At 61.9% G+C, this 22739-nt stretch carries 25 protein-coding genes; 16 read left to right on the top strand and 9 right to left on the bottom strand.

What is annotated here, in order from left to right; genetic code table 11:
* Positions 1–111 precede the first annotated feature (111 nt).
* Positions 112–1641: an outer membrane homotrimeric porin gene (locus EB812_RS06685; RefSeq protein ID WP_165450906.1), complete on the bottom strand. Its 1530-nt coding sequence runs from the start codon at positions 1639–1641 to the stop codon at positions 112–114.
* A gap of 517 nt (positions 1642–2158) precedes the next feature.
* Here EB812_RS06685 and EB812_RS06680 point away from each other — a divergent pair.
* Together EB812_RS06680 and EB812_RS11905 are read left to right on the top strand one after the other, a co-directional pair.
* Positions 2159–3475, top strand: a complete 1317-nt coding sequence (locus EB812_RS06680; protein WP_242621226.1) for an outer membrane homotrimeric porin — start codon at positions 2159–2161, stop codon at positions 3473–3475.
* Positions 3476–3613: 138 nt separating this feature from the next.
* Entirely contained in the window at positions 3614–3745 is a 132-nt protein-coding gene (locus EB812_RS11905) for a hypothetical protein (protein ID WP_278184283.1), read from the top strand.
* A 240-nt stretch (positions 3746–3985) separates the two neighbouring features.
* Here the strand turns inward: EB812_RS11905 and trmFO are convergent, their stop codons facing one another.
* From trmFO to EB812_RS06655, 5 genes are all read right to left on the bottom strand, one after another.
* Positions 3986–5482 (bottom strand): methylenetetrahydrofolate--tRNA-(uracil(54)-C(5))-methyltransferase (FADH(2)-oxidizing) TrmFO, encoded by a 1497-nt coding sequence (gene trmFO, locus EB812_RS06675; RefSeq protein ID WP_118229089.1) that lies wholly within the window; start codon positions 5480–5482, stop codon positions 3986–3988.
* Positions 5483–5637: 155 nt separating this feature from the next.
* Positions 5638–5919: a hypothetical protein gene (locus tag EB812_RS06670; protein WP_118229090.1), complete on the bottom strand. Its 282-nt coding sequence runs from the start codon at positions 5917–5919 to the stop codon at positions 5638–5640.
* A gap of 124 nt (positions 5920–6043) precedes the next feature.
* Positions 6044–6274, bottom strand: coding sequence for a hypothetical protein (locus EB812_RS06665; RefSeq protein ID WP_118229091.1), 231 nt, complete (start codon positions 6272–6274; stop codon positions 6044–6046).
* A gap of 61 nt (positions 6275–6335) precedes the next feature.
* The gene (locus EB812_RS06660) at positions 6336–6770 is read right to left on the bottom strand and encodes a nucleoside deaminase (protein WP_118229092.1); all 435 of its coding nucleotides are present in this window, start codon (positions 6768–6770) and stop codon (positions 6336–6338) included.
* A 71-nt stretch (positions 6771–6841) separates the two neighbouring features.
* Positions 6842–7510, bottom strand: coding sequence for an LOG family protein (locus EB812_RS06655; RefSeq protein WP_118229093.1), 669 nt, complete (start codon positions 7508–7510; stop codon positions 6842–6844).
* A gap of 199 nt (positions 7511–7709) precedes the next feature.
* Between EB812_RS06655 and EB812_RS06650 the strand changes: the two genes are divergently transcribed.
* From EB812_RS06650 to EB812_RS06590, 14 genes are all read left to right on the top strand, one after another.
* On the top strand, positions 7710–9323 hold the full coding sequence (locus EB812_RS06650; RefSeq protein ID WP_118229094.1) for an MBL fold metallo-hydrolase RNA specificity domain-containing protein: 1614 nt from the start codon (positions 7710–7712) through the stop codon (positions 9321–9323).
* 6 nt (positions 9324–9329) lie between these two features.
* Positions 9330–9881, top strand: coding sequence for a 16S rRNA (guanine(966)-N(2))-methyltransferase RsmD (gene rsmD, locus EB812_RS06645; RefSeq protein ID WP_118229095.1), 552 nt, complete (start codon positions 9330–9332; stop codon positions 9879–9881).
* On the top strand, positions 9878–10417 hold the full coding sequence (gene coaD / locus EB812_RS06640) for a pantetheine-phosphate adenylyltransferase (RefSeq protein ID WP_118229096.1): 540 nt from the start codon (positions 9878–9880) through the stop codon (positions 10415–10417). The genes rsmD and coaD overlap by 4 nt, the downstream gene beginning before the upstream one ends.
* Entirely contained in the window at positions 10417–11376 is a 960-nt protein-coding gene (miaA, locus tag EB812_RS06635; protein ID WP_118229097.1) for a tRNA (adenosine(37)-N6)-dimethylallyltransferase MiaA, read from the top strand. The genes coaD and miaA overlap by 1 nt, the downstream gene beginning before the upstream one ends.
* 293 nt (positions 11377–11669) lie before the next feature.
* The gene (locus EB812_RS06630) at positions 11670–12641 is read left to right on the top strand and encodes a nine-heme cytochrome c (RefSeq protein WP_118229098.1); all 972 of its coding nucleotides are present in this window, start codon (positions 11670–11672) and stop codon (positions 12639–12641) included.
* Positions 12642–12668: 27 nt separating this feature from the next.
* A complete protein-coding gene (locus tag EB812_RS06625) occupies positions 12669–13787 on the top strand; it encodes a 4Fe-4S dicluster domain-containing protein (protein ID WP_118229099.1) in 1119 nt (372 codons plus the stop codon).
* Positions 13788–14999: a sulfate respiration complex protein HmcC gene (gene hmcC / locus EB812_RS06620; RefSeq protein WP_118229100.1), complete on the top strand. Its 1212-nt coding sequence runs from the start codon at positions 13788–13790 to the stop codon at positions 14997–14999.
* A gap of 19 nt (positions 15000–15018) precedes the next feature.
* Entirely contained in the window at positions 15019–15159 is a 141-nt protein-coding gene (locus tag EB812_RS11670; RefSeq protein ID WP_165450905.1) for a hypothetical protein, read from the top strand.
* A gap of 120 nt (positions 15160–15279) precedes the next feature.
* On the top strand, positions 15280–15531 hold the full coding sequence (locus EB812_RS06615) for a HypC/HybG/HupF family hydrogenase formation chaperone (RefSeq protein WP_118229101.1): 252 nt from the start codon (positions 15280–15282) through the stop codon (positions 15529–15531).
* A 320-nt stretch (positions 15532–15851) separates the two neighbouring features.
* Positions 15852–18680: an isoleucine--tRNA ligase gene (gene ileS, locus EB812_RS06610; RefSeq protein ID WP_118229102.1), complete on the top strand. Its 2829-nt coding sequence runs from the start codon at positions 15852–15854 to the stop codon at positions 18678–18680.
* A gap of 1 nt (position 18681) precedes the next feature.
* The gene (gene lspA / locus EB812_RS06605; RefSeq protein ID WP_118229103.1) at positions 18682–19164 is read left to right on the top strand and encodes a signal peptidase II; all 483 of its coding nucleotides are present in this window, start codon (positions 18682–18684) and stop codon (positions 19162–19164) included.
* A gap of 250 nt (positions 19165–19414) precedes the next feature.
* The gene (locus EB812_RS06600) at positions 19415–19621 is read left to right on the top strand and encodes a PLDc N-terminal domain-containing protein (protein ID WP_118229104.1); all 207 of its coding nucleotides are present in this window, start codon (positions 19415–19417) and stop codon (positions 19619–19621) included.
* Positions 19622–19676: 55 nt separating this feature from the next.
* The gene (ybgF, locus tag EB812_RS06595; protein WP_118229105.1) at positions 19677–20681 is read left to right on the top strand and encodes a tol-pal system protein YbgF; all 1005 of its coding nucleotides are present in this window, start codon (positions 19677–19679) and stop codon (positions 20679–20681) included.
* Between the two features lie 82 nt (positions 20682–20763).
* Complete coding sequence (locus EB812_RS06590) at positions 20764–21396, top strand: protein phosphatase CheZ (RefSeq protein ID WP_118229106.1); 633 nt, start codon at positions 20764–20766, stop codon at positions 21394–21396.
* Between the two features lie 9 nt (positions 21397–21405).
* On the opposite strand, the gene EB812_RS06585 is transcribed toward EB812_RS06590, so the two are convergent.
* The 3 genes from EB812_RS06585 to EB812_RS06580 all read right to left on the bottom strand — a co-directional run bounded on the left by EB812_RS06585 (position 21406) and on the right by EB812_RS06580 (position 22689).
* Positions 21406–21729, bottom strand: a complete 324-nt coding sequence (locus tag EB812_RS06585; RefSeq protein ID WP_118229107.1) for a helix-turn-helix domain-containing protein — start codon at positions 21727–21729, stop codon at positions 21406–21408.
* An 86-nt stretch (positions 21730–21815) separates the two neighbouring features.
* Positions 21816–21926 carry a helix-turn-helix transcriptional regulator gene (locus EB812_RS11975; protein ID WP_353936904.1) on the bottom strand — a complete coding sequence of 37 codons (111 nt, stop codon included), beginning with the start codon at positions 21924–21926 and terminating at the stop codon, positions 21816–21818.
* A gap of 163 nt (positions 21927–22089) precedes the next feature.
* Positions 22090–22689 carry a hypothetical protein gene (locus EB812_RS06580; RefSeq protein WP_242621223.1) on the bottom strand — a complete coding sequence of 200 codons (600 nt, stop codon included), beginning with the start codon at positions 22687–22689 and terminating at the stop codon, positions 22090–22092.
* Positions 22690–22739 lie beyond the last annotated feature (50 nt).

Below are 22739 nucleotides of genomic sequence, written 5' to 3'. Positions count from 1 at the left end.
AACGTGGAACAACAAAACGCCCATGGGAGCCATGGGCGTTTTGTTGTCAAAAGCCGGCACAGACGCCGTGTAAAAGCGCCGCGCCGCCAAAGGCGAATACGGCACAACGCGCTAGAACTGATAGACAAACGTCACGCTGGCGTTCCAGGCGTCGGCCGTGCGGTCGTTTTCACCATTCATACAGCTGTTTCCCCACACGGAATCGGATTTGTCCAGAAACAGAGCGTCGTAGTACAGACTGCTGTAAATGGTAAAATTCTCATACATTTTGTACTTGTTGCTCAAGCCCACTTCCAGCAGCCCGTCGTTGCGGGTCAGGTACAGGCCTTCGCGTCCGGCATAGCCAGCGTTGTCGTTGGGGGCCATCCAGCTGCCCGTGGCGCTGTGCAGTTTTTTGAGCACGCCGGGGTCGTTGGTGCCGCCGATATAATTAACGCGCAAAGTGTGGCTGAGGTTCTCCACAAAACTCATGTCCTTCAGCCGCGCGCCCACACCCCAGGTGCCGGCCATGGATTTGCCCAGCAGGCTGTCACGCCCCATGATAGGGTCGCCGTGGAAGGCAAATTCCGAGAAGCCATTGGGATTGTTGGGGTGGATGCTGGGCATGCGCTCCGAACCGTTGCCCAGGTCGTCGTCATCGCCGGAGGTATACCAGCCATAAATGCCGGGCACGCTCCACTCCAGCTTGTACTCAAGCAGCAACGAGGCCAGCCAGCCGGAACGATTCAAAGAAGAATTATCGTACTGCACGGAACCGTACACCGCGTCCCACGAAATCCTGAAAGGCTCAAAAGCCGTAACTTGGCCGGGCAAACCCGCCCAGACGGCATTACCGTATTCGCTGAGTCTGCGGTCGGCATGCGCCCCTCCCTTGGGCGGCAGCAGGGGCAAGAGCCCTGCCCGCAGCCCTGAACCAGCGGCATAACTGTTGTAACGGCTTATCTGGGCTTCGTTGACATTGTCATAGTTGATGGCCGGACCAATGCCGGCATACAGGCCCCACGGCGTCAGGCTGAGCCCGTCGAAGGTCAGCGGCACGGTCAGGCCCACGGCGTCCAGGTTGTCCATGTAGCCTGGGTTGCGGTTGGTGGCACTGGTGGAATTGTCGTTGAGAACGCGCACCCAAAAAGCCGTCAACCCCACATTTTCCGTAACTGCGTAGGAAGCCGTAATGCCCGCCGCATCGTCAGCCAGTACCTGGCTGTTGTTGATAAAGTCGGGCAGTTGGATGGGCTGAATACCCATGCGCACCTTGAGGTCCGCCTGCGGCAGCATCCAGTCCAGATACGCGCCCTTAATTTTTACCCAGTCGCCGTCCGCGCCCAGAGCCCCGCCGCTGGCATTGGAACCCCAGTACTGCCCCATGCCGCGGTTATAACCGCCCAATTCGATCTGTACGGTGCCGGAAAGACGCTCGGACGCCGCCGCGTCCAACTGCAGACGCACCTGCTGGGCCGCTTCAAATTCGTCTTCGGTACTGCTGAAGCCCGTCCGCTTGCCGCCGGACGTAAAATTGCCGTTCTGTCCATAGTTAAAATTGTATGCCCAACGGCCTTTGGCAGTAAAATCAATAGCGCTGGAGCCAACCGGCAGCGCACACAACATCCCGGCAGCCAGCAGCAGCACAACAACCCTTTTCATCCCGCCTCCTTCAATTTGGTTGCCTTTCCTGAACACACTGCCGCAGCAGCGCATTGTCATCCCGGATTCAGATTATACAGGGGGGTTGTTATTACTATGCCTATTCATGATTTTTTTCCAGCGCATTTTTACGACCGAACAGCCACACCGGCAGCTGTGCGTCCCGTCAGGATGCCCGCTCCGCCCAGGGGATGCGCCGGCATAGGGCTCCCAGCACGCAGCGCGTCCAAAGGCTGCCACTGACAAAATGCATCACTGCGATTTTGTTTACATTACCTGAAACAATTCTCCCTATTTATTACAATCCCGTGTCATCGTTTTATTTTTATATTAATGACGATAAGTTACATCCGAATACCGTCTGACAATGCCGTTGTATATCTGCGCTGCCCAGTGGCCTGGGCGTACGGATTTGCCTGTTTTACGGCCAGGCGGTGGGGCGACCCGCCCCTTTTACACCTGACCGTGGCGTGACGCGGGTCGCAGACACAACCCATACGAAGGAAGGAGGCGAGGGATGAGGAAACTGGCGACACTTCTGCTGGCGGCGGCCATGCTGCTGGGGACGGCGGGACAGAGCCTGGCGGTGGACTTTCAGATCAAGGGGCGCTGGCAATTTGCCTTTGACTACATCAACGGCGGCAACTTTATGGGGAAAGACCGCGCCGGAAACCACACCATCGGGCAGCAATGGGCCGCCATGCGGCAGCAACGCGACGCATTTGAAGCCATTCAGCGCATGCATGTGCAACTGCACGCCATCGCCTCGGAAAATCTTTCGGGCACAGTGTTTTTTGAAATCGGCGAACAGCGCTGGGGCATGGATTCCCAGGGCGGCGCGCTGGGCGCGGACGGCACAGTGGTCAAGGTCAAGCAGTCGTATATCGACTGGAAGGTTCCGCACACGCCTCTCAAACTGCGCATGGGCCTGCAGGGCGTCAAACTGCCGGGCTACGCCATTGACAGTCCGGTATTTCAGGACGATGTGGCCGGCATTACCGCTTCATGGAAATTTAACCCGCATGTGAGCGTAACGGGCGTGTGGATGCGGCCCTATAACGACAACTGGACCGGCAACAACAAACGCCCGGCCAACTACATGGACAACTTTGATCTGTTTGTGCTGAGCCTGCCCGTAACCTTTGAAGGGCTTAAAATCACGCCTTGGGGCATGGCCGGAGGCATGGGGCCCAACTCCGTCTACAAAAACAACATGGTCGTCAACCGGCCCGGCGGCAGTAAAGCCTTTACCCTGGCCAACCACAACAGCCAGCAGGGCATTGACGGGCTGCAGATCCGCGACGGCCTGTACCCGGCGGCCTTCAGCAGCCGACGGCCCCAATCCACTCTCTGGAGCAGTGAATACAGCACCATGGCCTGGGGCGGCCTTACCGGCCAGTGGACCCTGTTCGACCCCTTCCGGCTGACCTGGGACTTTACCTACGGCAGCGTGGACCACGGACGGGAATACCTCAACCGCCAGGGCTGGTACGGCATGCTGGTGGCCGAATACGCCACGGACTGGGGCCTACCCGGCCTCTACGGCTGGTACTTCAGCGGCGACGACGCCAATCCCGACAACGGTTCGGAGCGCCTGCCCTACGTAGTCACGTCCAACAACCTGACCAACTCCCTGTCCACTTTCGGTTACCGGGGCAACCCCATCATGGGCGGCGGCAAGGGCATTCTGGGCACCAACCCATCGGGCACCTGGGGCGTGGGCGCGCGCGTCAAGGACGTTCCTTCGCTGGAAAACCTCACCCACACCCTGCGCGTCAACTACTTCGGCGGCACCAACAACACAAAGATGGCCTCTTACATCACGGGCCGCTAGGGACGCGACAACGACGGCCGCCAGATCTACCGCAACAATACGGACTTCAACTCCTTCGGCACCTACCTCACCACTTCCGACACGGGCATTGAAGTCAACCTGGACAGCAAATACAAGGCCACAGAGAACCTGACTTTTGTGGGCGAATTGGGCTACATCCACCTCTGGCTGGACAAAGACGTCTGGGGCCAATACCAGAACATTGCCGGCACCAGCCTGAACATGAAGGACGCCTGGAAAGCCTCGCTGAACGTTATCTACGCTTTCTAGGGCAGATCACCTTTGAGAATCTGTATTCTCAACGTTTACGGCACGTTCGTTTCGGCGCATAACCGCGCAAATACATAGCTGAAGCTACGCTTGCGCCTCCACGGCGGCGTCTGTTTATAAACCGCCAGGGCATTTCAGGTATGGAATGTTCTGGCGGCTTTTGGCCGTTTTTCCGACGGCATCCGTGCGTGCGTCGACCTTGCCCCTGCCCTCTTTCCGTCCTGCGAGGGGTTCTCTCCTTCAGGCCAGCCCCGCTGCCGCCCGCCAAGCGGCAAAGGCAGCCTGGGCGCGGGCCGCGTAAAGGGCCTTGCGGTCTTTTTTACGGGCGCGTTCGTCCAGGGGGGGCATGAGGCCGAAGTGCACGTTGGAGGGCTGAAAGCGTTTGGCGGGCGTGCGCAGATGCCCCAGCAGCGCGCCCAGGGCGCATTCCGGCGGCGGCGTGGGCAGGTCCCGGCCGTAGGCGCGGGCTTCCAGTAGCATGCCCAGCCAAAGGCCGCAGGCAGCGGACTCCACATAGCCTTCCACGCCGGTGATCTGCCCGGCAAGATAAACGCCGGGCGCGGCGCGCAGCTCCAGGTCCGGGGTCAGGGCCGTGGGCGCATTGACGTAGGTATTCCGGTGCATGCTGCCGTAACGGGCAAATTCCGCCTGTTCCAGGCCGGGCACCAGGCGGAAGATGCGGGCCTGCTCAGATTGCACCAGTTTTGTCTGACAACCCACCAGGTTGCAGGCTTCGCCATTGGCTTTTTCGGCCCGCAGCTGGAGTATGGCCCAGGGGCGGCGGCCCGTGCGCGGGTCCACAAAGCCCACGGGCTTGAGCGGCCCAAAGGTCAGGGTGCGGTCGCCGCGCTGGGCCAGGGCTTCAATGGGCATACAGCCTTCAAAGTGCCGCTCCGACTCGAAGGCGTGGGCCTGTACCGTACGCGCCTCCAGCAGGGCAGTATAAAAGGCTGTGTATTCCTCGCGGCTCATGGGGCAGTTCAGGTAATCCCCTTCGCCGGGGGCGTCCCCCTGTTCCTGGCCGTAGCGCGAAGCGCGAAAGACCACGCTCATGTCCAGCGAATGGGTCCAGACAATGGGCGCAATGGCGTCGTAAAAGTAGCAGTGCTCCGCACCCACCGCCGCAGCCAGGGAAGCGGAAAGCTCTTCGGAGGCCAGGGGCCCGGCAGCGATGACCACGGTCCCTTCCGGAGTGCGGAACGGAGCCAGCACGGGGTCGTCCAGGCCGCACACATTGCGTTCCACCCGGCGGATGCGCGGCTGGGACGCCACCAGGGCCGTGAGCATGGCGGCAAAGGCTTCACGGTCCACGGCCAGGGCTTTGCCCGCGGGCACGCGACAGGCGTCGGCGGCGGCCATAAAACGGCTGCCCAGGGCGCGCAGCTCGGCCTTGAGCATCCCCACGCCCGAACTGCTTTCGTCCGAGCGCAGGGAATTGGAGCAGACCAGTTCGGCCAGGTTGTCGCTGATATGCGCCGGAGAGCGCCGCCCCGGCTTCTGCTCAAAAAGGGTGACGGCCAAGCCGGCTTCGGCCAGATGCAGGGCGCATTCACACCCGGCCAGACCGCCGCCTACCACGGCTATGGATTGCAAAGGCATAGGGAACTCCAGCCGGTTTGCGGAAAAAACATTGTCGGGAAAAAAGACATGATGAAACTCAGGCAGGCAGCTTGCCCAACTTTGACGCAGGGAGCAAGCCCCATGTGGCGCAATGCGCCGCAGCCTTGTGGCAGGCATAAAAAAAGCGGCCCGGCAAGACTTGCCCGAAACCGCTTGTAAAGCCTGCGCAGACCGCGCCGCAGCAGCAATGCCGCTGCGCGCCGCCGTGCGGCCCAGCCCCCGCCGAAGCGCGGCGCAAAACTTGCGGCCGGGCCCCTGGGAGAAAAAACGGGCTAGTTGATCCAGCCGCTCAGGGCGTCCACAATCTTACGGGCCTGCTCAGCGCTGGAAATGGTGAACTTGGACTGCTGCCGGTACTCGCCGCCGGACTTTTTGTAGCGCCGGATGACGAACATGTCCGGGCCGAAGGCGTTTTTCTCCGGCTGCCAGACCTGATAACGGAACAGGATGGTGGTCCAGAGCCCCTTGCTCAGAACGACCTTGTCCAGTTCATTGACTATGGTCTGGCCGTTTTCCTCAAATTGTACTGTAAGGTCGTCAATGCTTTCGTTCAAAATTTCCTCTCTTGCATCCCTTGGGCCGCAAAGCCCCATTCCTTTGCCGCTCTACGACACAGCGGCAAAACCTCAGGCACGGGTCGCGGTCCGCGCGGCCTGAAGCCGCGTCGGCGCCTGCGGGTCATCCGGCATAGTTGGCCAGCAGCCCCTTGATGTTTTCCGGCAATTGGGGGGTAGAAACCTCCATCTCCGCCGGGCCGGGGCCATAATTGTTGCCCAGAATCTGGCCGGAAGCCGTCATGGCCATGAGGTTTTCAGCCATGGTCAATTCCCTTCCGCTGGCCATCTTGTTGCCCAGGATGCGCAGGACGTTTTCACTGCTTTTTACGGGGCTCACGACAGTGAATTCCATGGAGCTCCTCCCTGTTTGCCGTAAAATAGCCTGTTCGGGCGTATGGCGCAAGGGGCCGGCGCTACGGCCGCCGCTCCCCGAAAAAGGCGCGCAAGATTGCGGCGCAGGTTTCTCCCCGCACGCCGCCCATATGCCAGACCCGGTGGTTGGCTTCAGGCGCGTCCAGGTACTCGACGCGGGAAATGACGGCCCCGGCGCGCGGATCTGCCGCGCCGTAAACAACCCCCGCCAACCGGGCGTGCACACAGGCCGCCGCGCACATGGCGCAGGGCTCCAGGGTGACAGCCAGCACGCAGCCGCCCAGACGGTAATTGCCCAGGGCCGCGCCCGCCTGGCGCAGCGCCAGAATCTCCGCGTGGGCCGTGGGGTCGTTGCGCCGGACCACGCCATTGCCGGCGCACGCCAGCAGGCGGCCGTCCGCCGCCGCCAGCACTGCGCCCACAGGCACCTCACCGGCTGCGGCAGCGCGGCGGGCCTCCTCCAGAGCCAGGTCCATGAGCCCTTCCCAGGTCCAGCCCGGCGGCGGCGGCGTGCGCGGACCAGCCGGAGCAAAAACCCGCGCCGCCCTCAAAGGATCACAATCTTGCACAGGTGGCTGACCACTTCTTCCGGCGTATCACAGACAGTAATGAGCTTGTCGATTTCCGCTTCCTTGATAAAGCCCCGGCCCGCCATGCTCTTACGCAGCCACTCCAGCAGGCCGCTCCAGAAGCTGGAATCGTAGAGCACAATGGGAAAAGCGCGGGTGCGGCCCGTCTGCGCCAGCACAAAAGCCTCGGAAAGCTCGTCGATGGTGCCCATGCCCCCAGGCATGACCACATAGGCCATGGCGTATTTGACGAACATGAATTTGCGGATGAAAAAATAGCGGAAGTTGCAGCGCGTCTTTACATACTGGTTGCAGCCCTGCTCGTGGGGCAGCTGAATGTGCAGGCCTACAGATTCGCCCCCCGCGTCGAACGCCCCCTTGTTGGCCGCCTCCATTACGCCGGGGCCGCCGCCGGAAATGATGCCGAAGCCCGCTTGCACCAGCAACCGGGCTATTTTCTCAGCATCCTGATATTCCTGCATATCCTGGGTGCAGCGGGCGGAGCCGAACAGCGAAATGCAGTTGACCTTCAAGGCATTGAGTGTATCCAGGGCCTCCACCATCTCGGCCATGATGCGGAAGGTACGCCAGGATTCGGTGGTAACGGAAGCAAGATCGTCCACAATATTCTGTTGCAGTTCCGGCATAGCGGCTCCTTCATATGAACGGGGCGGCCCAAGGCCGCATCCCGAATTTGAACGCACAGTATAAATGGGGGAGCCGCCAAAGGCAACGGGGCTTGCTTGACGCTGCGCGTCCCTTGCGGCTATGGAAAAGCCTTCTCCCCACTCCGGCATCCGGATGCGGGGGAGGCCCGCCTTGGGGCGACAACTTGCGGAGGCCAGCATGAAAGTTCAATTTCTGGGCGCGGCGCAGACCGTGACCGGTTCCTGTTATATGATCGAAGCCAACGGCAAGCGCTTTTGCGTGGACTGCGGCATGCACCAGGGCAATAAGGCGATTGAAGCCCGCAACCGGGACACCAAGCCCTACCGGCCCCAAGACATCGATTTCATCCTTGTCACGCATGCCCACATCGACCACTCCGGCCTGCTGCCCAAGATGGTGCGCGAGGGCTACGCCAAGCCCATCTACTGCACCCGCGCCACGGGCGAACTGTTGGAGCTCATGCTGGAAGACAGCGCTCATATTCAGGAAATGGAAGCGCAGAGCGAAGCCAGAAAGTATCTGCGGCGCGGCCTGACCAACCCGCCCGCCGCCCTCTACGCCACCGAGGACGCACAAAAAGCCGCCCGCTTCTTTCAGCCCGTGGACTACCACAAGACCTTTGAGCCCGCACCGGGCATCCGCGTCACTTACTACGACGCCGGGCACATCCTGGGTTCGGGCAGCCTGCGTCTGGAGGCCGACGAAAACGGACGCACCACCAGTATGATCTTTTCGGGCGACATCGGGCGGCCCCAGTCCCTTATCGTGCGCAACCCGGAAGAGCCCCCGCAGGCGGACTACGTCTTCATGGAATCCACCTACGGCGACCGCGACCACAAAGATGAGGCCCTGAGCGATGCGGAACTGGCCGAAGCCATTGCCTACAGCTACGGCAAGGGCGAGAAGGTCATTATCCCGGCCTTTGCGGTAGAGCGCACCCAGGAGGTGCTCTACTGCCTGCATGTGCTCAATAAGCAGGGCAAGCTGCCGGCGGACATGCCCGTCTTTGTGGACAGCCCTCTGGCTATCCGCGCCACCGAAGTTTTTGAACGCCACCGCGAGCTTTTTGACGACAACGCCCAAAAGATGCTCAACAACGGCGATAATCCCTTTGCCCTGCCCAACCTGCACTACACCCTTTCCGCCAGCGAATCGCAGGCCATCAACGTCTACAAGGGCCCGGCCATCGTCATTTCAGCCAGCGGCATGTGCAACGCGGGCCGCGTGCGCCACCACCTGCGCCACAATATCTGGCGGCCCGGGGCCAGCATCGTCTTTGTGGGCTACCAGGCTGCGGGCACCCCCGGTCGGCAGCTTGTGGAAAAAGCAAAAAAAATTACCCTGTTCGGCGAAGACGTGGACGTGGCCGCGCGCATTTTCACCATCAACGGCTTTTCCGCCCACGCAGGGCAGAGCCAGCTGCTGGACTGGCTGGCCCCCCTGGTGACCGGCCACTGCGCCAAGGTGGTGCTGACCCACGGCGAAATCAAGGCCCAGACCATCCTGGCCGGGCTCATGGAGCAGAAATTCGGCGTGCGGCCCCTCATCGCCGCTTATCTGGAGGAAATGGTCCTGGAGGGCTGCGACGTGGCCACCACCGTAAGCCACGAAACGCAGGCCCACCCCAGGGTGGACTGGAACTTCCTTACCAGCGAAGTGGAACGCAAGTGGGGCCTGTTCAAAGGGCGGCTTGCAGACGTGGAAGGCCGCCCCTGGCTGGAGCAGACCGACCTGCAGGACGCCGTGGAAAAGCTGGACTACGCCCTTACCCGCCTGCTTTCACGGATGTAGCCCGCCATGCGCATTATTGCAGGACGCCTGGGCGGACGTTTGCTCAAAACCGTGGAAGGCGAAGGCTACCGTCCGGCCATGGGCAGAACGCGGGAAGCGCTGTTTTCCATGCTGGCGGCGCGGGGCCTGAACTGGTCCACAGCGCGGATATTGGACCTTTTTGCCGGCAGCGGCAGCCTGGCCTTCGAGGCCGTGAGCCGGGGCGCGCCGCACGCCTTACTGGTGGAAAGCGCCCCCCAGGCAGTGCGCTGCCTTACAGCCAATACGGCGGCCCTGGGCCTGCAGGACCAGGTACGCCTGCTGGCCGAAGACGTACTGCGCGTGCTCAAGCGCCCGCCGGACGCGCCCTATGACCTGGTGTTCATGGACCCGCCCTACCGCAAACGCCTGGCAGACCCGGCCCTGCGTCTGCTTGTCCAGCGCGGCTGGCTTGCGCCCGGGGCCTTTGTGACCGCCGAAGTGGAAAAAGAAGCCCGACTTTCCCCACCGCCGGAGCTGCGCCCGGAGGTGGACCGACTGCTGGGCCAAACCCGTATCCGCATCTGGACCATGCCATGAAAACAGCCCTCTATCCCGGCACCTTCGACCCTTTGACCAACGGGCACCTGAGCCTTATCCGCCGCGGCTGCGAAGTTTTTGACCACCTCATCGTGGCCGTGGCCGACAACACGCCCAAAAAACCCCTGTTCAGCCATGAAGAGCGGGTAAGCATGGCCTGCGAGGCCCTCAAGGATATGCCCAACGTGACGGTAGAGCCCTTTTCCGGGCTGACGGTGGAATACGCCGCCCAACGCGGGGCCTGCGCCCTGCTGCGCGGGCTGCGCGCCGTTTCGGATTTTGAGTACGAATTCCAGCTGGCGCTCATGAACCGCCGATTGCAGCGCCACATTCAGACCATCTTTCTCATGACCGACTACCAGTGGCTGTTCATCAGCTCCACCATCGTCAAGGCGGCGGCCAGCCACGGGGCGGATATCAAGGGCCTGGTGCCGGAAAACGTCCGTCAGGCCCTGCTGCAAAAATACCAGCAGGGAGAGGTCCGCCAGGGCACACCCTGCCTGGCCCCGCCCTACGGCGGCTTTCGCGTGCTCTGATGCCCGGCAGCGCTCCCCCCTGCGTTCTTCCGCTGCCGGTCATCTGCCTGGCCGGGCCCACGGGTTCCGGCAAAACCGCGGCAGCCCTGGCCCTGGCCACAGCCCTCAACGGCGAGGTGGTCAACGCCGACTCGCGCCAGGTTTACGCCGACTTCCCCTGCATCACGGCCCAGCCCACGGCAGCGGAGCAGGCCCACTGCCCCCACCATCTTTACGGCTTTCTTCCCACAGAACAAAAAATCAGCGCCGGAAGATGGGCGGCAGCGGCCAGCCGCACCATTGCGGCGATTTTAGAACGCGGCCGCACGCCCCTGGTGGTGGGCGGCACCGGGCTCTATTTCCAGGCCCTGCTACGCGGCATGGCCCGCATCCCGCCCGTGGATCCCGCCCTTACGGCCAACCTTACAGCCCGCCTGGAAGCGGAAGGCGCGCCCGCCCTGCACGCAGAACTGGCCGCCCAGGACCCGGGCTACGCCGCGCGCATCCACCCCAACGACCGCCAACGCATTGTCCGCGCGCTGGAAGTGCGCCTGGCCACGGGCCGCCCCTTCAGCTGGTGGCACGCCCATGCCGCCGAAGCGCCTCTGTGCCAAGGCCCGCTGCTGGTGCTGGACGCCCCCTTAGCATGGCTGGAACCGCGCCTGGCCCGCCGTATGGACCTCATGCTGGAGCAAGGAGCTCTGGACGAAGCCCGCGCCGCCCTGCAAAACTGCAGTAATCCCGCCGCCCCCGGCTGGACGGGCATAGGCTGCGCCGAGGCCCTGGCCCATCTGCAGGGCCGCTGTACCCTCGCCCAGTGCCGGGAACTCTGGCTGCGCAACACGCGGGCCTACGCCAAACGGCAGCGCACCTGGTTCCGCGCCCGCAGCGAGGCCGTCTTTCTGCCGCCGGACAATGGGGCGGCTATAACCGCCGAGGCCGCACGCAGTTGGGAAAAACTGCACAAGGGCACTCCATAATACTCCCCGCAGAATCTTTCCCCCATGGCGCGGAAAAACCACCTTTTTCCCGGCCCGTTGCATAACCACACCGGGCAACACCCGCTATTTTAAGAAAATTTTCTCAATCATCTTGTTTTTCCAAGCATAAGAAACCGTTCCAACAGGCTGAACGCCTTGACGGATTGTCGGCTGTGGAGTACCGTTCGGATATCTGCGTGTCGCCCCCGCAGGGATCGTCGGGGCCGGAGGAAGCCCGCTACGCCATGCGCAACGGGCCTTGGGGAAATGTCTGAATGCAAAAGGACAAGCACATGAGGAACGGCACAACACTGCTACTGCTGGCGGCTCTGGCCCTGGCGGGCGCGGCGTGTCTCTCGGGTACCGGGGCTGGAACGGCGGTGGCCGCCACCCTGGAACCCACTGACAGCGGCGCGCCTTCGGCCAAGGTCATGTTCCCGGTCAGCGAGAAGCCCAATCCCAAGGGCTCGGCCATGAAACCTGTGGTCTTCAACCATCTCATCCATGAAAAAAAGGTTGAAAACTGCGAAACCTGCCATCACACGGGAGACCCCGTCGCCTGTACCACCTGCCACACGGTGGAGGGCAAGGCCGAAGGCAATTTCATTACGCTTGACCGCGCCATGCACGCCACCAACATCGCCAAGCGCGCCAAGGGCAACACGCCCGTGAGCTGCGTAAGCTGTCACGAACAGCAGACCAAAGAACGGCGTGAATGCGCGGGCTGCCACAAAATCGTGACCCCCAGCCGCAGCCAGGCTTGGTGCGCCACCTGCCACAACGTGACGCCTTCCATGACGCCCGCCGACCTGCAGCAAGGCATTGCCGACAAGCTGCCGCCCGAACGCAATGAGGAACTGGCCGCGGAGACCGTGCTCTCCCACAAGCCCGTCAAAAACCTCGCGCCCACGGACGCCCCCTACAAGGTCACCATCGACGCCATCACCGAAACTTATGAGCCCGCCGTGTTCTCCCATCGTCGGCACCTTTCCTCGCTCATGGAACGCATCAAGGACGACAAGCTGGCCCAGGCCTTCCATAACCAGCCGGAAATCCTCTGCTCCACCTGCCATCACAGAAGCCCGCTTTCGGCCACGCCGCCCAAGTGCGCCAGCTGCCACACCAAGGATATCGACCCGGCGCATCCGCAGCGTCCCAGCCTCAAGGCCGCCTACCACCTTCAGTGCATGGGCTGCCACCAGGGTATGAATGTGGGACGCCCGAGAAACACCGACTGCACCACCTGCCACAAGGCGCGCCCGTAGCGCGCCCCAGAGCACGGAGAATCGCATATGAATCGCAGAAAATTCCTGACTTTTATGGGAAGCGCGGGTGTGGTCTCGGCCCTGAGCACGGCCAAGGTGGCCGAAGCCGGGGTGCACACCTTCCCCTACTATGCAGACAGCTACGGCGTGCTGCACGATACCACGCGCTGCATCGGCTGCCGCCGTTGTGAAGAGGCCTGCAACAAGGTCAACCACCTGCCCAAGCCCAAAACGCCCTTTACCGACGTTTCCGTCACGGCCACGCGCCGCCGTACCTCGGCCTACGAGTGGACGGTGGTAAACAAATACGAAGTCGACGGCAAACCTGTATTCCGTAAATTGCAGTGCTTCCACTGCAACGATCCGGCCTGCGCATCGGCCTGCTTTGCCAAATGCTTTACAAAACTGCCCGACGGCACCGTATCCTACAATGGCAGTCAGTGCGTGGGTTGCCGCTACTGCATGGTCGCCTGTCCCTTCTATGTGCCGGGCTTCCAATATGATGAAGCCTTTGACCCCTTGGTGCAGAAGTGCACCTTCTGCGAGCCGCGTCTCAAGGAAGGCAAGCTGCCCGGCTGTGTGGAAGCCTGCCCCATGGACGCCCTGACCTTCGGCCGCCGCAGCGACCTGCTCAAGATTGCCCGCGCGCGCATTGCCGAAAATCCCGAACGCTACACCAACTACGTCTACGGCGAAGCGGACGCCGGCGGCACCGCCTGGATGGTGCTGGCCCCGGCCGCGCCCAAGGCTGTTCCGGCCGCTGCGGACAAAGACGCCCCCGCCAAGGACGCGCACGCCCCGGACACATGGAAGCAGCTGGGTCTGGATACCCACCTGGGCACCCAGCCCATGGGCGAGCTGACCTACGGCGCACTGGGCACCGTGCCCATGATTGTCGCCTTCTGGCCCGTGCTCTTCGGTGGGGCTTACGCCATCACCAAGCGCCGCGAGTCCATCTACAAAGCGGAGCAGGAAAAGCACGCCAAGGAGGCCCGCGAAGACGTGGCCGCCGCTGTGGACGCCGCCGTACGCAAGATTGAGGAAACCCAGGGACCGGGCGCCGCCGATACGGCCCGCCGCGCCATGACCGAGGCCCTCAAGGCCCGTGAAGTGGCCGGCAGCCAGGAACACGGGGAGGATAAGTAAATGGCTGAGCACAGCATCGTTATTCCCACCAGGGACAAGCTGTTCAATTTGGGCGAATTTTTCCGGCCCACACCCGGCAACATCATCACTGCCATCATTCTGGCTGTGGGGCTGACCATCACCATCATCCGCTTCACCATGGGCATTGGCTCGGTCACCAATCTGAGCGACAACCAACCCTGGGGCATGTGGATCGGCTTTGATCTGCTCTGCGGCGTGTGTCTGGCCGCCGGCGGCTACTTTACCACCGTGGCCTGCTACATTATGGGGGTCAACTACCACTCGGCCATCCGGCCGGCCGTGACCACGGCCTTCCTGGGCTACGCCTTTGTGGTCATAGCCCTGCTGTACGACCTGGGCCACCCGCTGCGGCTGCCCTTCATGTTCTTCTTCCCCGGCACCACGTCTGTGCTGTTTGAAGTGGGCCTGTGCGTGGCCACCTACCTCACGGTACTCTTTGTGGAGTTTTCCGTGGCACCCATGGAATGGCTGGCCTCCCGCTTCCCCTGGCTGGTCAAATGGCGCAAGGTCGTCATCAAGATGACCATTCCGCTGACCATCTTTGGCGTGACCCTGTCCACCCTGCACCAGTCTTCGCTGGGTTCGCTCTACCTTATCGCTCCCGGCAAGCTGTATCCCCTGTGGTACTCGCCCTTCATGCCCATGTTCTTCTTTGTGAGCTCCATGGCCGCAGGCGCGTCCATGGTCATCTTTGAAGGCATGTTTGCCCACAAAGGCGTGCACCAGTATATGGACAAGACCCATCTGCGCGAGGCGGACCAGGTGGTCTTCAGCTTTGCGCGGGCCGCGTCGTTCATTCTCTTCGCCTACTTCATGCTCAAGCTCATTGATATGCTGGTGCAGGCCAACATCCCCTATCTCTTCACTGGCTACGGCGCATGGTGGATGGTGGAGATGCTGGGCTTTGTGCTGCTGCCCGCCCTGCTCTACGCCAAGGGCGCTCGGGAACGCCGCCTGGGCCTCTGCCGCTTTGCCGCCGCCAATACCGTGATCGGCATTGTGCTCAACCGCTTCAACGTGAGCATGATCGCCTTCAACTACGCCCTGCCGTCGTCGGAGCGCTATTTCCCCAGCATCTGGGAAATCTGCATCTCCATATTTGTGGTGACCATGATCGTGACGGTGTACCGCTTCATCGTCTACCATATGCCCGTGCTCTACGAACACCCCGACTTCAGGGATGCGCACTAGAACACAAGAGGAGATTGCCATGGAATTCCATACTTTTTATCAATACTTCCTCTACACCAAGAGCTGGGCTTATGTGATGATGTTCATTGTGCTGCCGCTCTATGTGTGGTACTGGAACTTCATCCTCTTCCCTGACAAGAAGAGCAAAAAGCACGACTGATCCACAACTGTACAAAGGGGGGCCGCAAGCCCCCCTTTTTTTGCCCCCCCACACCTTGCCGTCGGGCCGGGGAATGCGTATCCTGTAAGGAATCCGCATTGAGGAGGTCTGAAGACCGTCATGTGTCTCGCCATACCCGCCAGAATCGAAGAACTGCAGGAAAACGGCATGGCCCGCGTACGCGTGGGCGAAAGCCAGACCTTTCTGACCACTTCCGTCATGCTTTTGCCGGAACCGCCTTCTGTGGGGGACTATGTTATTGTCCACGCAGGTTTTGCCCTGCACACTATGACCCCCCAGGAAGCCCAGGAGAGCCTCTCCGCCCTGCGCGAACTGGCCCAGGCTATGGAGGGCACGCCGGCTCCGTTTTAAGGCTTACGCCGCAAACCTCTTGCCTGCAGCCGTAAAAGCACGCCTGCTGCTCGGTTGCGCCGCTGTGCGCACCGCAGCCAGGCGTAGTTTTTGACATAATACGGCCCCATATGCTTCCGCCGCTTTGGCGGCAGGATTATGCCGCTGCCACGCGTTGCGGCCGTTCCACGCCGGTGGCGCGGCCTTTTTTCAGCAAGGGCCCTGCGGCCGCAGGGCAGTCTTGACTTTGGGGCGCTCTTTGCCCACACTAGGACGGTTTTTTTCTTTATGTTATTTATCCATGTGGATGATTTTGTGGCGTTTTTACCGCCGGAGCCAGAATGAGCGATTATAAAAAGACCCTGCACCTGCCCAAGACCAGCTTCCCCATGAAGGCCGATTTGGCCCGGAAAGAACCGGACGCCATCAAACGCTGGGACGCCATCAACGCCGCGGAACTTATGGCCGCCGCTTCCGGCTCCAAGGGCGGCTATGTACTGCACGACGGCCCGCCCTACGCCAACGGCCACCTCCATATGGGCCACGCCCTGAACAAAATCCTCAAGGATATCATTGTCAAATCCCGCAATATGGCGGGCTACGCCTCGCGTTACGTGCCGGGCTGGGACTGCCACGGCCTGCCCATTGAGCACAAGGTGGAACAGGAACTGAAAGAAAAAAAGAAATCCCTGCCTGCCCATGTGGTGCGGCGGCTCTGCCGCGAATACGCCGCCAAGTGGATCGACATCCAGCGCAAGGAATTTAAACGGCTGGGCGTACTGGGCCTGTGGGAAGATCCCTACATGAGCATGAAGCCCGCCTACGAGGCGGCCACCGCACGGGAACTGGCCCGTTTTGTGGCCAAGGGCGGCGTCATGCGCGCCAAAAAGCCCATTTACTGGTGCTGCTCCTGTCACACGGCCTTGGCTGAAGCCGAGGTGGAATACGCCGACCACACCTCGCCCTCCATCTATGTGCGCTTCGCCCTGCCCGACGACGCTCTGCGCAACTTTTTCCCCCAGGCTGACCCGGCCCGCGCTTTTGTGGTCATCTGGACCACCACCCCCTGGACCCTGCCGGACAATATGGCCGTGTGCCTGCATCCGGAGTTTGAATATGTGCTGGTGCAGGCCGGGGACGCACAGTACCTGCTGGCTGCCGAACTGCTGGCAGACTGCGCCGCGCGCTTCGGCTGGGCGAACCCCGCCGTGCTGGGCCGGGCCACAGGTGCGGAGCTCGCGGGCCTTAAGGCCCGCCACCCCTTTTACGACCGGGAATCGCCCCTGGTGCTGGGCAAACACGTTACCCTGGACGCGGGCACGGGCTGCGTGCACACCGCGCCGGGCCACGGCCGCGAAGACTACGAGGTGGGCCTGGCTTACGGGCTGGACATCCTCTCCCCCCTGGACGACGCCGGGCGGTTTTTGCCCACAGTGCCCTTCTTTGCCGGGCTCAATGTTTTTGAGGCCAACCCCAAGGTTATGGAAAAGCTGGAAGAAGTTGGAGCGCTGCTGCACAAGGGGCGTATCAAACACTCGTACCCGCACTGCTGGCGCTGCAAGGAGCCGGTCATCTTCCGCGCCACTACCCAGTGGTTCATCAGCATGGAAAAGAACGACCTGCGCGCCCGCGCCCTCAAGGCTATTGACGAGCAGGTGCGCTGGATTCCGGCCTGGGGCCGGGAGCGCATCCACAACATGGTGGCATTGCGCCCGGACTGGTGCATCTCGCGCCAGCGTCAGTGGGGCGTGCCCATTCTGGCCTTGCTCTGTGAAGACTGCGGGGAAGCCTGGAACGACCCCCAGTGGATGGAAGGTCTCTGCGACCGCTTCGCCGCCCACCCCACGGGCTGCGATTACTGGTATGAGGCGGATATCAAGGATATTGTACCCCAGGGCCTGACCTGCCCGCACTGCGGCGGCAGCCACTGGAAACGTGAAACCGACATCCTGGACGTCTGGTTCGATTCGGGAACCAGCTTTGCCGCCGTACTGGAACAGCGTCCGGAGCTTGCCTTCCCGGCGGACCTGTACCTGGAAGGTTCCGACCAGCACCGGGGCTGGTTTCACAGTTCCCTTTTAGTCAGCGAGGGCAACCGGGGCTGCCCGCCCTACCGCAGCGTGCTCACACACGGCTATGTGGTAGACGGCGAAGGGCACAAGATGTCCAAATCCGTGGGAAATATCATTGCGCCGCAAGAGCTCACCGAAAAATACGGCGCAGAAATCGTCCGCCTCTGGGCCTCCTCGGTGGACTACCGCGAGGATATCCGCCTTTCCGATGAAATCGTGGGGCGGCTGGTGGACGCCTACCGCCGCATCCGCAACACCTGCCGGTTTATCCTGGGCAACCTCCACGACCTGACCCGCGAGGATCTGCTGCCCGTGGCGGGCCTGCTGCCCCTGGACCGCTTTGCTCTGGACACGGCCGCCCGCACCCACCAGCGGGTGCAGCAGGCCTATATGGATTTCGACTTCCACAAGGTCTACCACTGCCTGCACAATTACTGCGTCACCGACCTTTCCGCCGTCTATCTGGACATTCTCAAGGACCGCCTCTACGCCTCGTCCCGGACCGGAGTGGAACGCCGCTCGGCCCAGACGGCTCTCTGGCACATCCTGCGCCTGCTGCTGCGCGATATGGCCCCGGTACTCTCTTTTACGGCGGAGGAAATACTCAGCCATCTTCCCGAAGGGCTGCGCGTGCCGCAGGCCACGGTCTTTGCCCTGCCGCCGCTGGACGATCTCGACCCCTTTCTGCTGCCGGACGGCGTTCGCGATGACTGGAACGTGCTGCTGGCCGTGCGCGGCGCGGTAACCCGCGCCATTGAGCCCCTGCGCCGCGACGGCGTGGTGGGGCACGCCCTGGACACGCGGGTGACCCTTTATGTAGCCGACGAACTGCGCCAGCGCCTGGAAGGCCTGGATACGGACCTGCGGGCCGTGTGCATCGTCTCCCAGCTGGCCCTGCAGCCGCTGGCCGCCGCGCCCCAGGGAGCTTACAGCGACCCGGAGGTGTCCGGCCTGAGCATTGAGGTCGGCAAAGCCCAGGGGGCCAAGTGTGAGCGCTGCTGGATATACAGTACGGAGCTGGGCCGCAATGCAGAGCACCCCGCCCTCTGCCCGCGCTGCACGGCCGTAGTCTGCGCTCAGGACAACAGCCGGAGCTGATATGGCGCGTCGCTATGCTCTGCTGGGCTCTGTGGCCGCCCTGGTCCTATTTCTGGACCAGTTGAGCAAATGGGCCGTCATGCGCCTGATACCGGAACACCGCCCGGTCACGGTGATTGCGGGGTTGTTTGATCTGGTCAACATCCGTAACCGGGGCGCGGCCTTCGGCTTTTTGAACCGCTCGGACATGGAATGGCAGTTCTGGCTGTTTTTGGCCGCCACCATCGTGGCGGTGGGGGCCATCCTGCTGGTGGCCCGCAGCGAAGAAAACGGCCCTTGCCTGCTGACCGGCCTGGGCTGCATCATGGGGGGCGCGCTGGGCAACCTGGTGGACAGGGTGCGGTTTCGCGCGGTAGTGGACTTTCTGGACATTTATTGGAAAGATTGGCACTGGCCCGCATTTAATGTGGCGGATGCCGCCATATTTGTGGGGGTAGCCCTGACCTGCCTGGTGCTTTGGCGCAAGCCGCCAACACAAAAGTAATGGCGGCACGCCTTATGTCGGCTTACTGCACGCCGCTTTGCCGTGTGCAGTATTAAGCATTGCGGGACAAAAACGCGCTTCTTGTGGGCGGGACGGAGCAGCGCAAAAATTGGTCCCGGGGACGCCCGCCGCAAAAGAGCGCATGACGCAGGCCTGGGCGGCAAAGTGTCGGCGGGCGGGCCCTTCCGCAGGGGCAATACGCTTCTGTCCCGGCGCACCGCGCGCGGCAGCCGCATCCCGAGGAGGTTGTATGATTTTTCACTGGTGGCATGTGCTGATCTTGATGGTGCCCATGATCCCTTCACTGTGGAGCATTCTGCACATCTGGGGGCATGAGTTCGCCAGCCCCCAACAGCGCGTGCTGTGGCTGTTGCTGGTGGTATTTGTTCCGGTCCTCGGCGGCATCATTTATATTTTTACCGGTCGCAAAAAAGCTCTGGGCGAGGTGCAGTCCTGAACCGCACCGCTGCGGCGCGCCACAACCCCAACGTCTTTGAAGATGAGGAAGATATATGCGCACATTCCGTTCCCTGTATATTCTGACCCTGACCTGCGCAGCCTTGCCGCTGAGTGGCTGCATGGGCAGCAGCAGCGGCAGCGGCAGCCTGAGCCTGGAACAACAGGTGCAGCAGCACGACGTGCAGCTGCGGCAGATGCAGCCCGCCCAGGCCGACGCCTGGAATCAGCTGCAGGCCATGCGCCAAGAGCTGAACACGCTGAAAGGACAAATGGACGACCTGCATAACGTGGGCGGCGCGCGCGTCCTGGTGGAACGCGTCAAAACCCATGACGAGGCCCTGCGCCAGGTGGAGCGCAGCATGGCCCTGAACCTGAACCTGGGCGACCCCATGACCGCCGCTTCCGGCGGCGCTGCGGCCGCGCCCGCAGTGCAGGCCGCGCCGCAAGCCCAGCCCGCCTACGGGCAAACCCCAGCCTATGGACAGACGCCCGCCTATGGTCAGAGCCCCACGTACGGCCAACCCACATACGGCCAGGCGGCCGCTGCCGGCGCTGCGGCCGGCGCTGCTGCCGGCGTTGCGGCGACTGGTCCGGCTGCGGCTGGTCCGGCCCAGGCGCCCAGCGCCAGCACCTGGGGCCAGCCTTCACCCCAGCCGCAGACGCAGGTGCAGGCTCCGCAAAAGGATATTTCGCTGGCCCTCTTTGACGCGGGCGTCAATGCCTTCAACTCCCGCAAATACGAAGAGGCCCAACGTTCTTTTTCCGACTTTCTCAAGAACTATAAAGACCACAGCCAGGCCCCGGAAGCTCAGTACTACCTGGCGGAGTGCTACTTCCAGCGCAACCAGTTTGCCGACGCGGCCCTGGCCTACGATACCGTCATCAAAAAGTACCCCAAGTCGTCCAGCGCGCCCGGCGCTTACTTGAAGCAGGGCATCAGCTTCAGCAAGCTCAATCAGGGGGCGGCGGCCAAGGCCCGCATGCAGGAACTGATCAAAAAATACCCCAGCTCACCCGAAGCCGCACGAGCCAAAACCTTTCTCAAGACCAACAAGTGAGGCCTGGCGGCCCTGGGTGTGACAAGCGCACGGGGCCGCCGCCAAGTTTTACCACAACCGCGCCACGCGCAAAGGGCAGGGTATGAGCAAAAAGGCTGACGAACCCGCCGTGTACAAAGAGCTGACTGCGGACATGCGCCAAGGTCTCAGAGAAATTTACCGCCAGATCTACACCGCGTCCAAAGACCAGCCCCTGCCCGGCCCTGCCACGGACGCGCTGTTTCACGAAGCCTCGGACCAACTGAACGAAGTGCTTAAGGCCACAGAAACAGCCACCATGAGCATCATGGAAATTGTAGAGCGCCATCTGGACCTGCAGGCCCAAAACGCCGAAATGCTGGCCGCCGTGCGCCAGGGCGCGGCCACGCCTTCACAGGTGTGCAGGCTGGAAGACAACAACAACCGGCTCGGCGACGATTTAACCACCCTGCTTACCACCCTGAGCTTTCAGGACATCACCGGCCAGCGCATCAAACGCGTGGTGGACGCTCTGAACCAGATCGAAAATACCGTGGTGGAGCTGTACATTTCTTCCGGCCTCATGCTGGAAGGCGCGGAAACCAACCCCCACAAAACCGCTGCCGAGCTGCGGGACGAGGCCGACAAAGCGTTGGAGACTTTCCAGCAGCGCCGTCAGGAGGCCCTCAAAGGCCCGGATAAAAACGGGGTTTCCCAGTCTGCCATCGACGCTATGCTCGCCCAGCTGGGGATGTAGCCGCACTTTTCAGGAAGACGGTGGTTTCCCCACCATTACCCTGTTTTGCTCTGCGCGTTGCGATTCTTTTTCTGCCTGCATGCTGCAGACAGGCAATAGTTTCTGAAAGCTGTACAATAAGTTCAGAATTACCTGCAGCACTTCGCTGCGGACATCCTGCGGCAGCCGCAGCAGAACATCTTCAATAACAGATATCTTTGCCGCTACTTCCTCGTTTTTACAGACAAACAATTCCGAAACTGTACACCCCAGGACTTCAGCAATAAGCTCCAACCGCTGAAATCTTGGGGCTACCACTCCTTTCTCTATTCTAGAGCAGTTAGCGAATGAAATGAGCTAACTGCTCTGCAAGGATTTTCTTGAAAATCCTTGCCACAAAATGCGAGAAGGCAGGCTTTTGCCTGCCGTAAGCGAGCATTTCAAGTGTTAAATGCTCTAGAAAAAGAATCATTGCCAACGCCAAGCCGCTCTGCAAGTTCGGCCTGGGTCATGCCTTTACTGCGGCGAAGCTGGCTAATATTGCTGCCCACAAAAGCAGCCAAATTTTTAACCTTTCGTGTAGTCACCAGGGGGTACTCAGCGGCCTGGCAGGAACCCACAACAACGCCGCATCAGCATTGTTCCCCATCTGTGCCAAGCAGGGGCCCCCGCCCAGGCGAGTACAGCGGCCGCCGACGCTCTGCTGCGGCGCGGTTACGCCCCCCGCCAGAAAAACAGTAGGGCCAGACCGCCCAGAGAAGCCATGAGCACCAGATAGGCCTGTCGGGTCCGTAACGAGAGCACCGCACCCAGCAGAGCCGCCGCGTAAAGCACCGGCCAGGTCACCAGTGAAAGGCGGGGCCAATGCCCCCCTGCTGTAAGGACCGCCAGAATCAGGTAGAGCGTACAGAACCACAGGGCGTAAAAGCCCCATTGCCAGATGGCGCGGCGCAGGGCGGCCCCCAGAACAGCCCTGGCAGGGGATATGCCGCGGCCACCCGCGCACCAGGATTCAAGAGACGGGGCAAGGATGTTCTGCGCCGCCCGCTGCCGCAACTCAAGCCAGGTTGCCGCGTACGCCGCCAGCATGGAGAGAAACAGCGGCAGCAGGGCTGCGCCCGCCTGGGTCAGGCCAAAGTGACGGCACAGAGGAAAGGCCAGCAGAAAGCTCAGCCCGCCGTAGGGCGGCACCACGCCGCCCAGCTCCAGCGTGTCCAGCCAGAGCAGTTCAAAAATAATGCCCAACGGCAGGGCCAGGGCCCAATCTCCCGTACACCAGCTCGTGAGCAGGGCCAGGCACAAGGGCCTGTCCACCAGGCCCGCTATGCAGGTAAAGCGGGCCGCCCCGGCCAGGGCAAAAAAAA

Origin of the sequence: Desulfovibrio legallii (assembly GCF_004309735.1) — a bacterium.
GTDB lineage: Bacteria > Desulfobacterota > Desulfovibrionia > Desulfovibrionales > Desulfovibrionaceae > Desulfovibrio > Desulfovibrio legallii.
The sequence above is the reverse complement of the archived record's forward strand: the minus strand, read 5'-3'. Positions and strand labels throughout refer to the sequence as shown.

Coding starts and splice junctions, on each gene's coding strand:
- EB812_RS06660 (WP_118229092.1), bottom strand. CDS start 6,770: ATGGACCTGGCTCTGGAGGAGGCCCGCCGCGCTGCCGCAGCCGGTGAG.
- trmFO (WP_118229089.1), bottom strand. CDS start 5,482: ATGCCTGCCACAAGGCTGCGGCGCATTGCGCCACATGGGGCTTGCTCC.
- EB812_RS06665 (WP_118229091.1), bottom strand. CDS start 6,274: ATGGAATTCACTGTCGTGAGCCCCGTAAAAAGCAGTGAAAACGTCCTG.
- lspA (WP_118229103.1), top strand. CDS start 18,682: ATGGCGCGTCGCTATGCTCTGCTGGGCTCTGTGGCCGCCCTGGTCCTA.
- rsmD (WP_118229095.1), top strand. CDS start 9,330: ATGCGCATTATTGCAGGACGCCTGGGCGGACGTTTGCTCAAAACCGTG.
- EB812_RS06625 (WP_118229099.1), top strand. CDS start 12,669: ATGAATCGCAGAAAATTCCTGACTTTTATGGGAAGCGCGGGTGTGGTC.
- ileS (WP_118229102.1), top strand. CDS start 15,852: ATGAGCGATTATAAAAAGACCCTGCACCTGCCCAAGACCAGCTTCCCC.
- miaA (WP_118229097.1), top strand. CDS start 10,417: ATGCCCGGCAGCGCTCCCCCCTGCGTTCTTCCGCTGCCGGTCATCTGC.
- EB812_RS06680 (WP_242621226.1), top strand. CDS start 2,159: ATGAGGAAACTGGCGACACTTCTGCTGGCGGCGGCCATGCTGCTGGGG.
- EB812_RS06685 (WP_165450906.1), bottom strand. CDS start 1,641: ATGAAAAGGGTTGTTGTGCTGCTGCTGGCTGCCGGGATGTTGTGTGCG.
- EB812_RS06590 (WP_118229106.1), top strand. CDS start 20,764: ATGAGCAAAAAGGCTGACGAACCCGCCGTGTACAAAGAGCTGACTGCG.
- ybgF (WP_118229105.1), top strand. CDS start 19,677: ATGCGCACATTCCGTTCCCTGTATATTCTGACCCTGACCTGCGCAGCC.
- EB812_RS06600 (WP_118229104.1), top strand. CDS start 19,415: ATGATTTTTCACTGGTGGCATGTGCTGATCTTGATGGTGCCCATGATC.
- coaD (WP_118229096.1), top strand. CDS start 9,878: ATGAAAACAGCCCTCTATCCCGGCACCTTCGACCCTTTGACCAACGGG.
- EB812_RS06655 (WP_118229093.1), bottom strand. CDS start 7,510: ATGCCGGAACTGCAACAGAATATTGTGGACGATCTTGCTTCCGTTACC.
- hmcC (WP_118229100.1), top strand. CDS start 13,788: ATGGCTGAGCACAGCATCGTTATTCCCACCAGGGACAAGCTGTTCAAT.
- EB812_RS06630 (WP_118229098.1), top strand. CDS start 11,670: ATGAGGAACGGCACAACACTGCTACTGCTGGCGGCTCTGGCCCTGGCG.
- EB812_RS06615 (WP_118229101.1), top strand. CDS start 15,280: ATGTGTCTCGCCATACCCGCCAGAATCGAAGAACTGCAGGAAAACGGC.
- EB812_RS11670 (WP_165450905.1), top strand. CDS start 15,019: ATGGAATTCCATACTTTTTATCAATACTTCCTCTACACCAAGAGCTGG.
- EB812_RS06650 (WP_118229094.1), top strand. CDS start 7,710: ATGAAAGTTCAATTTCTGGGCGCGGCGCAGACCGTGACCGGTTCCTGT.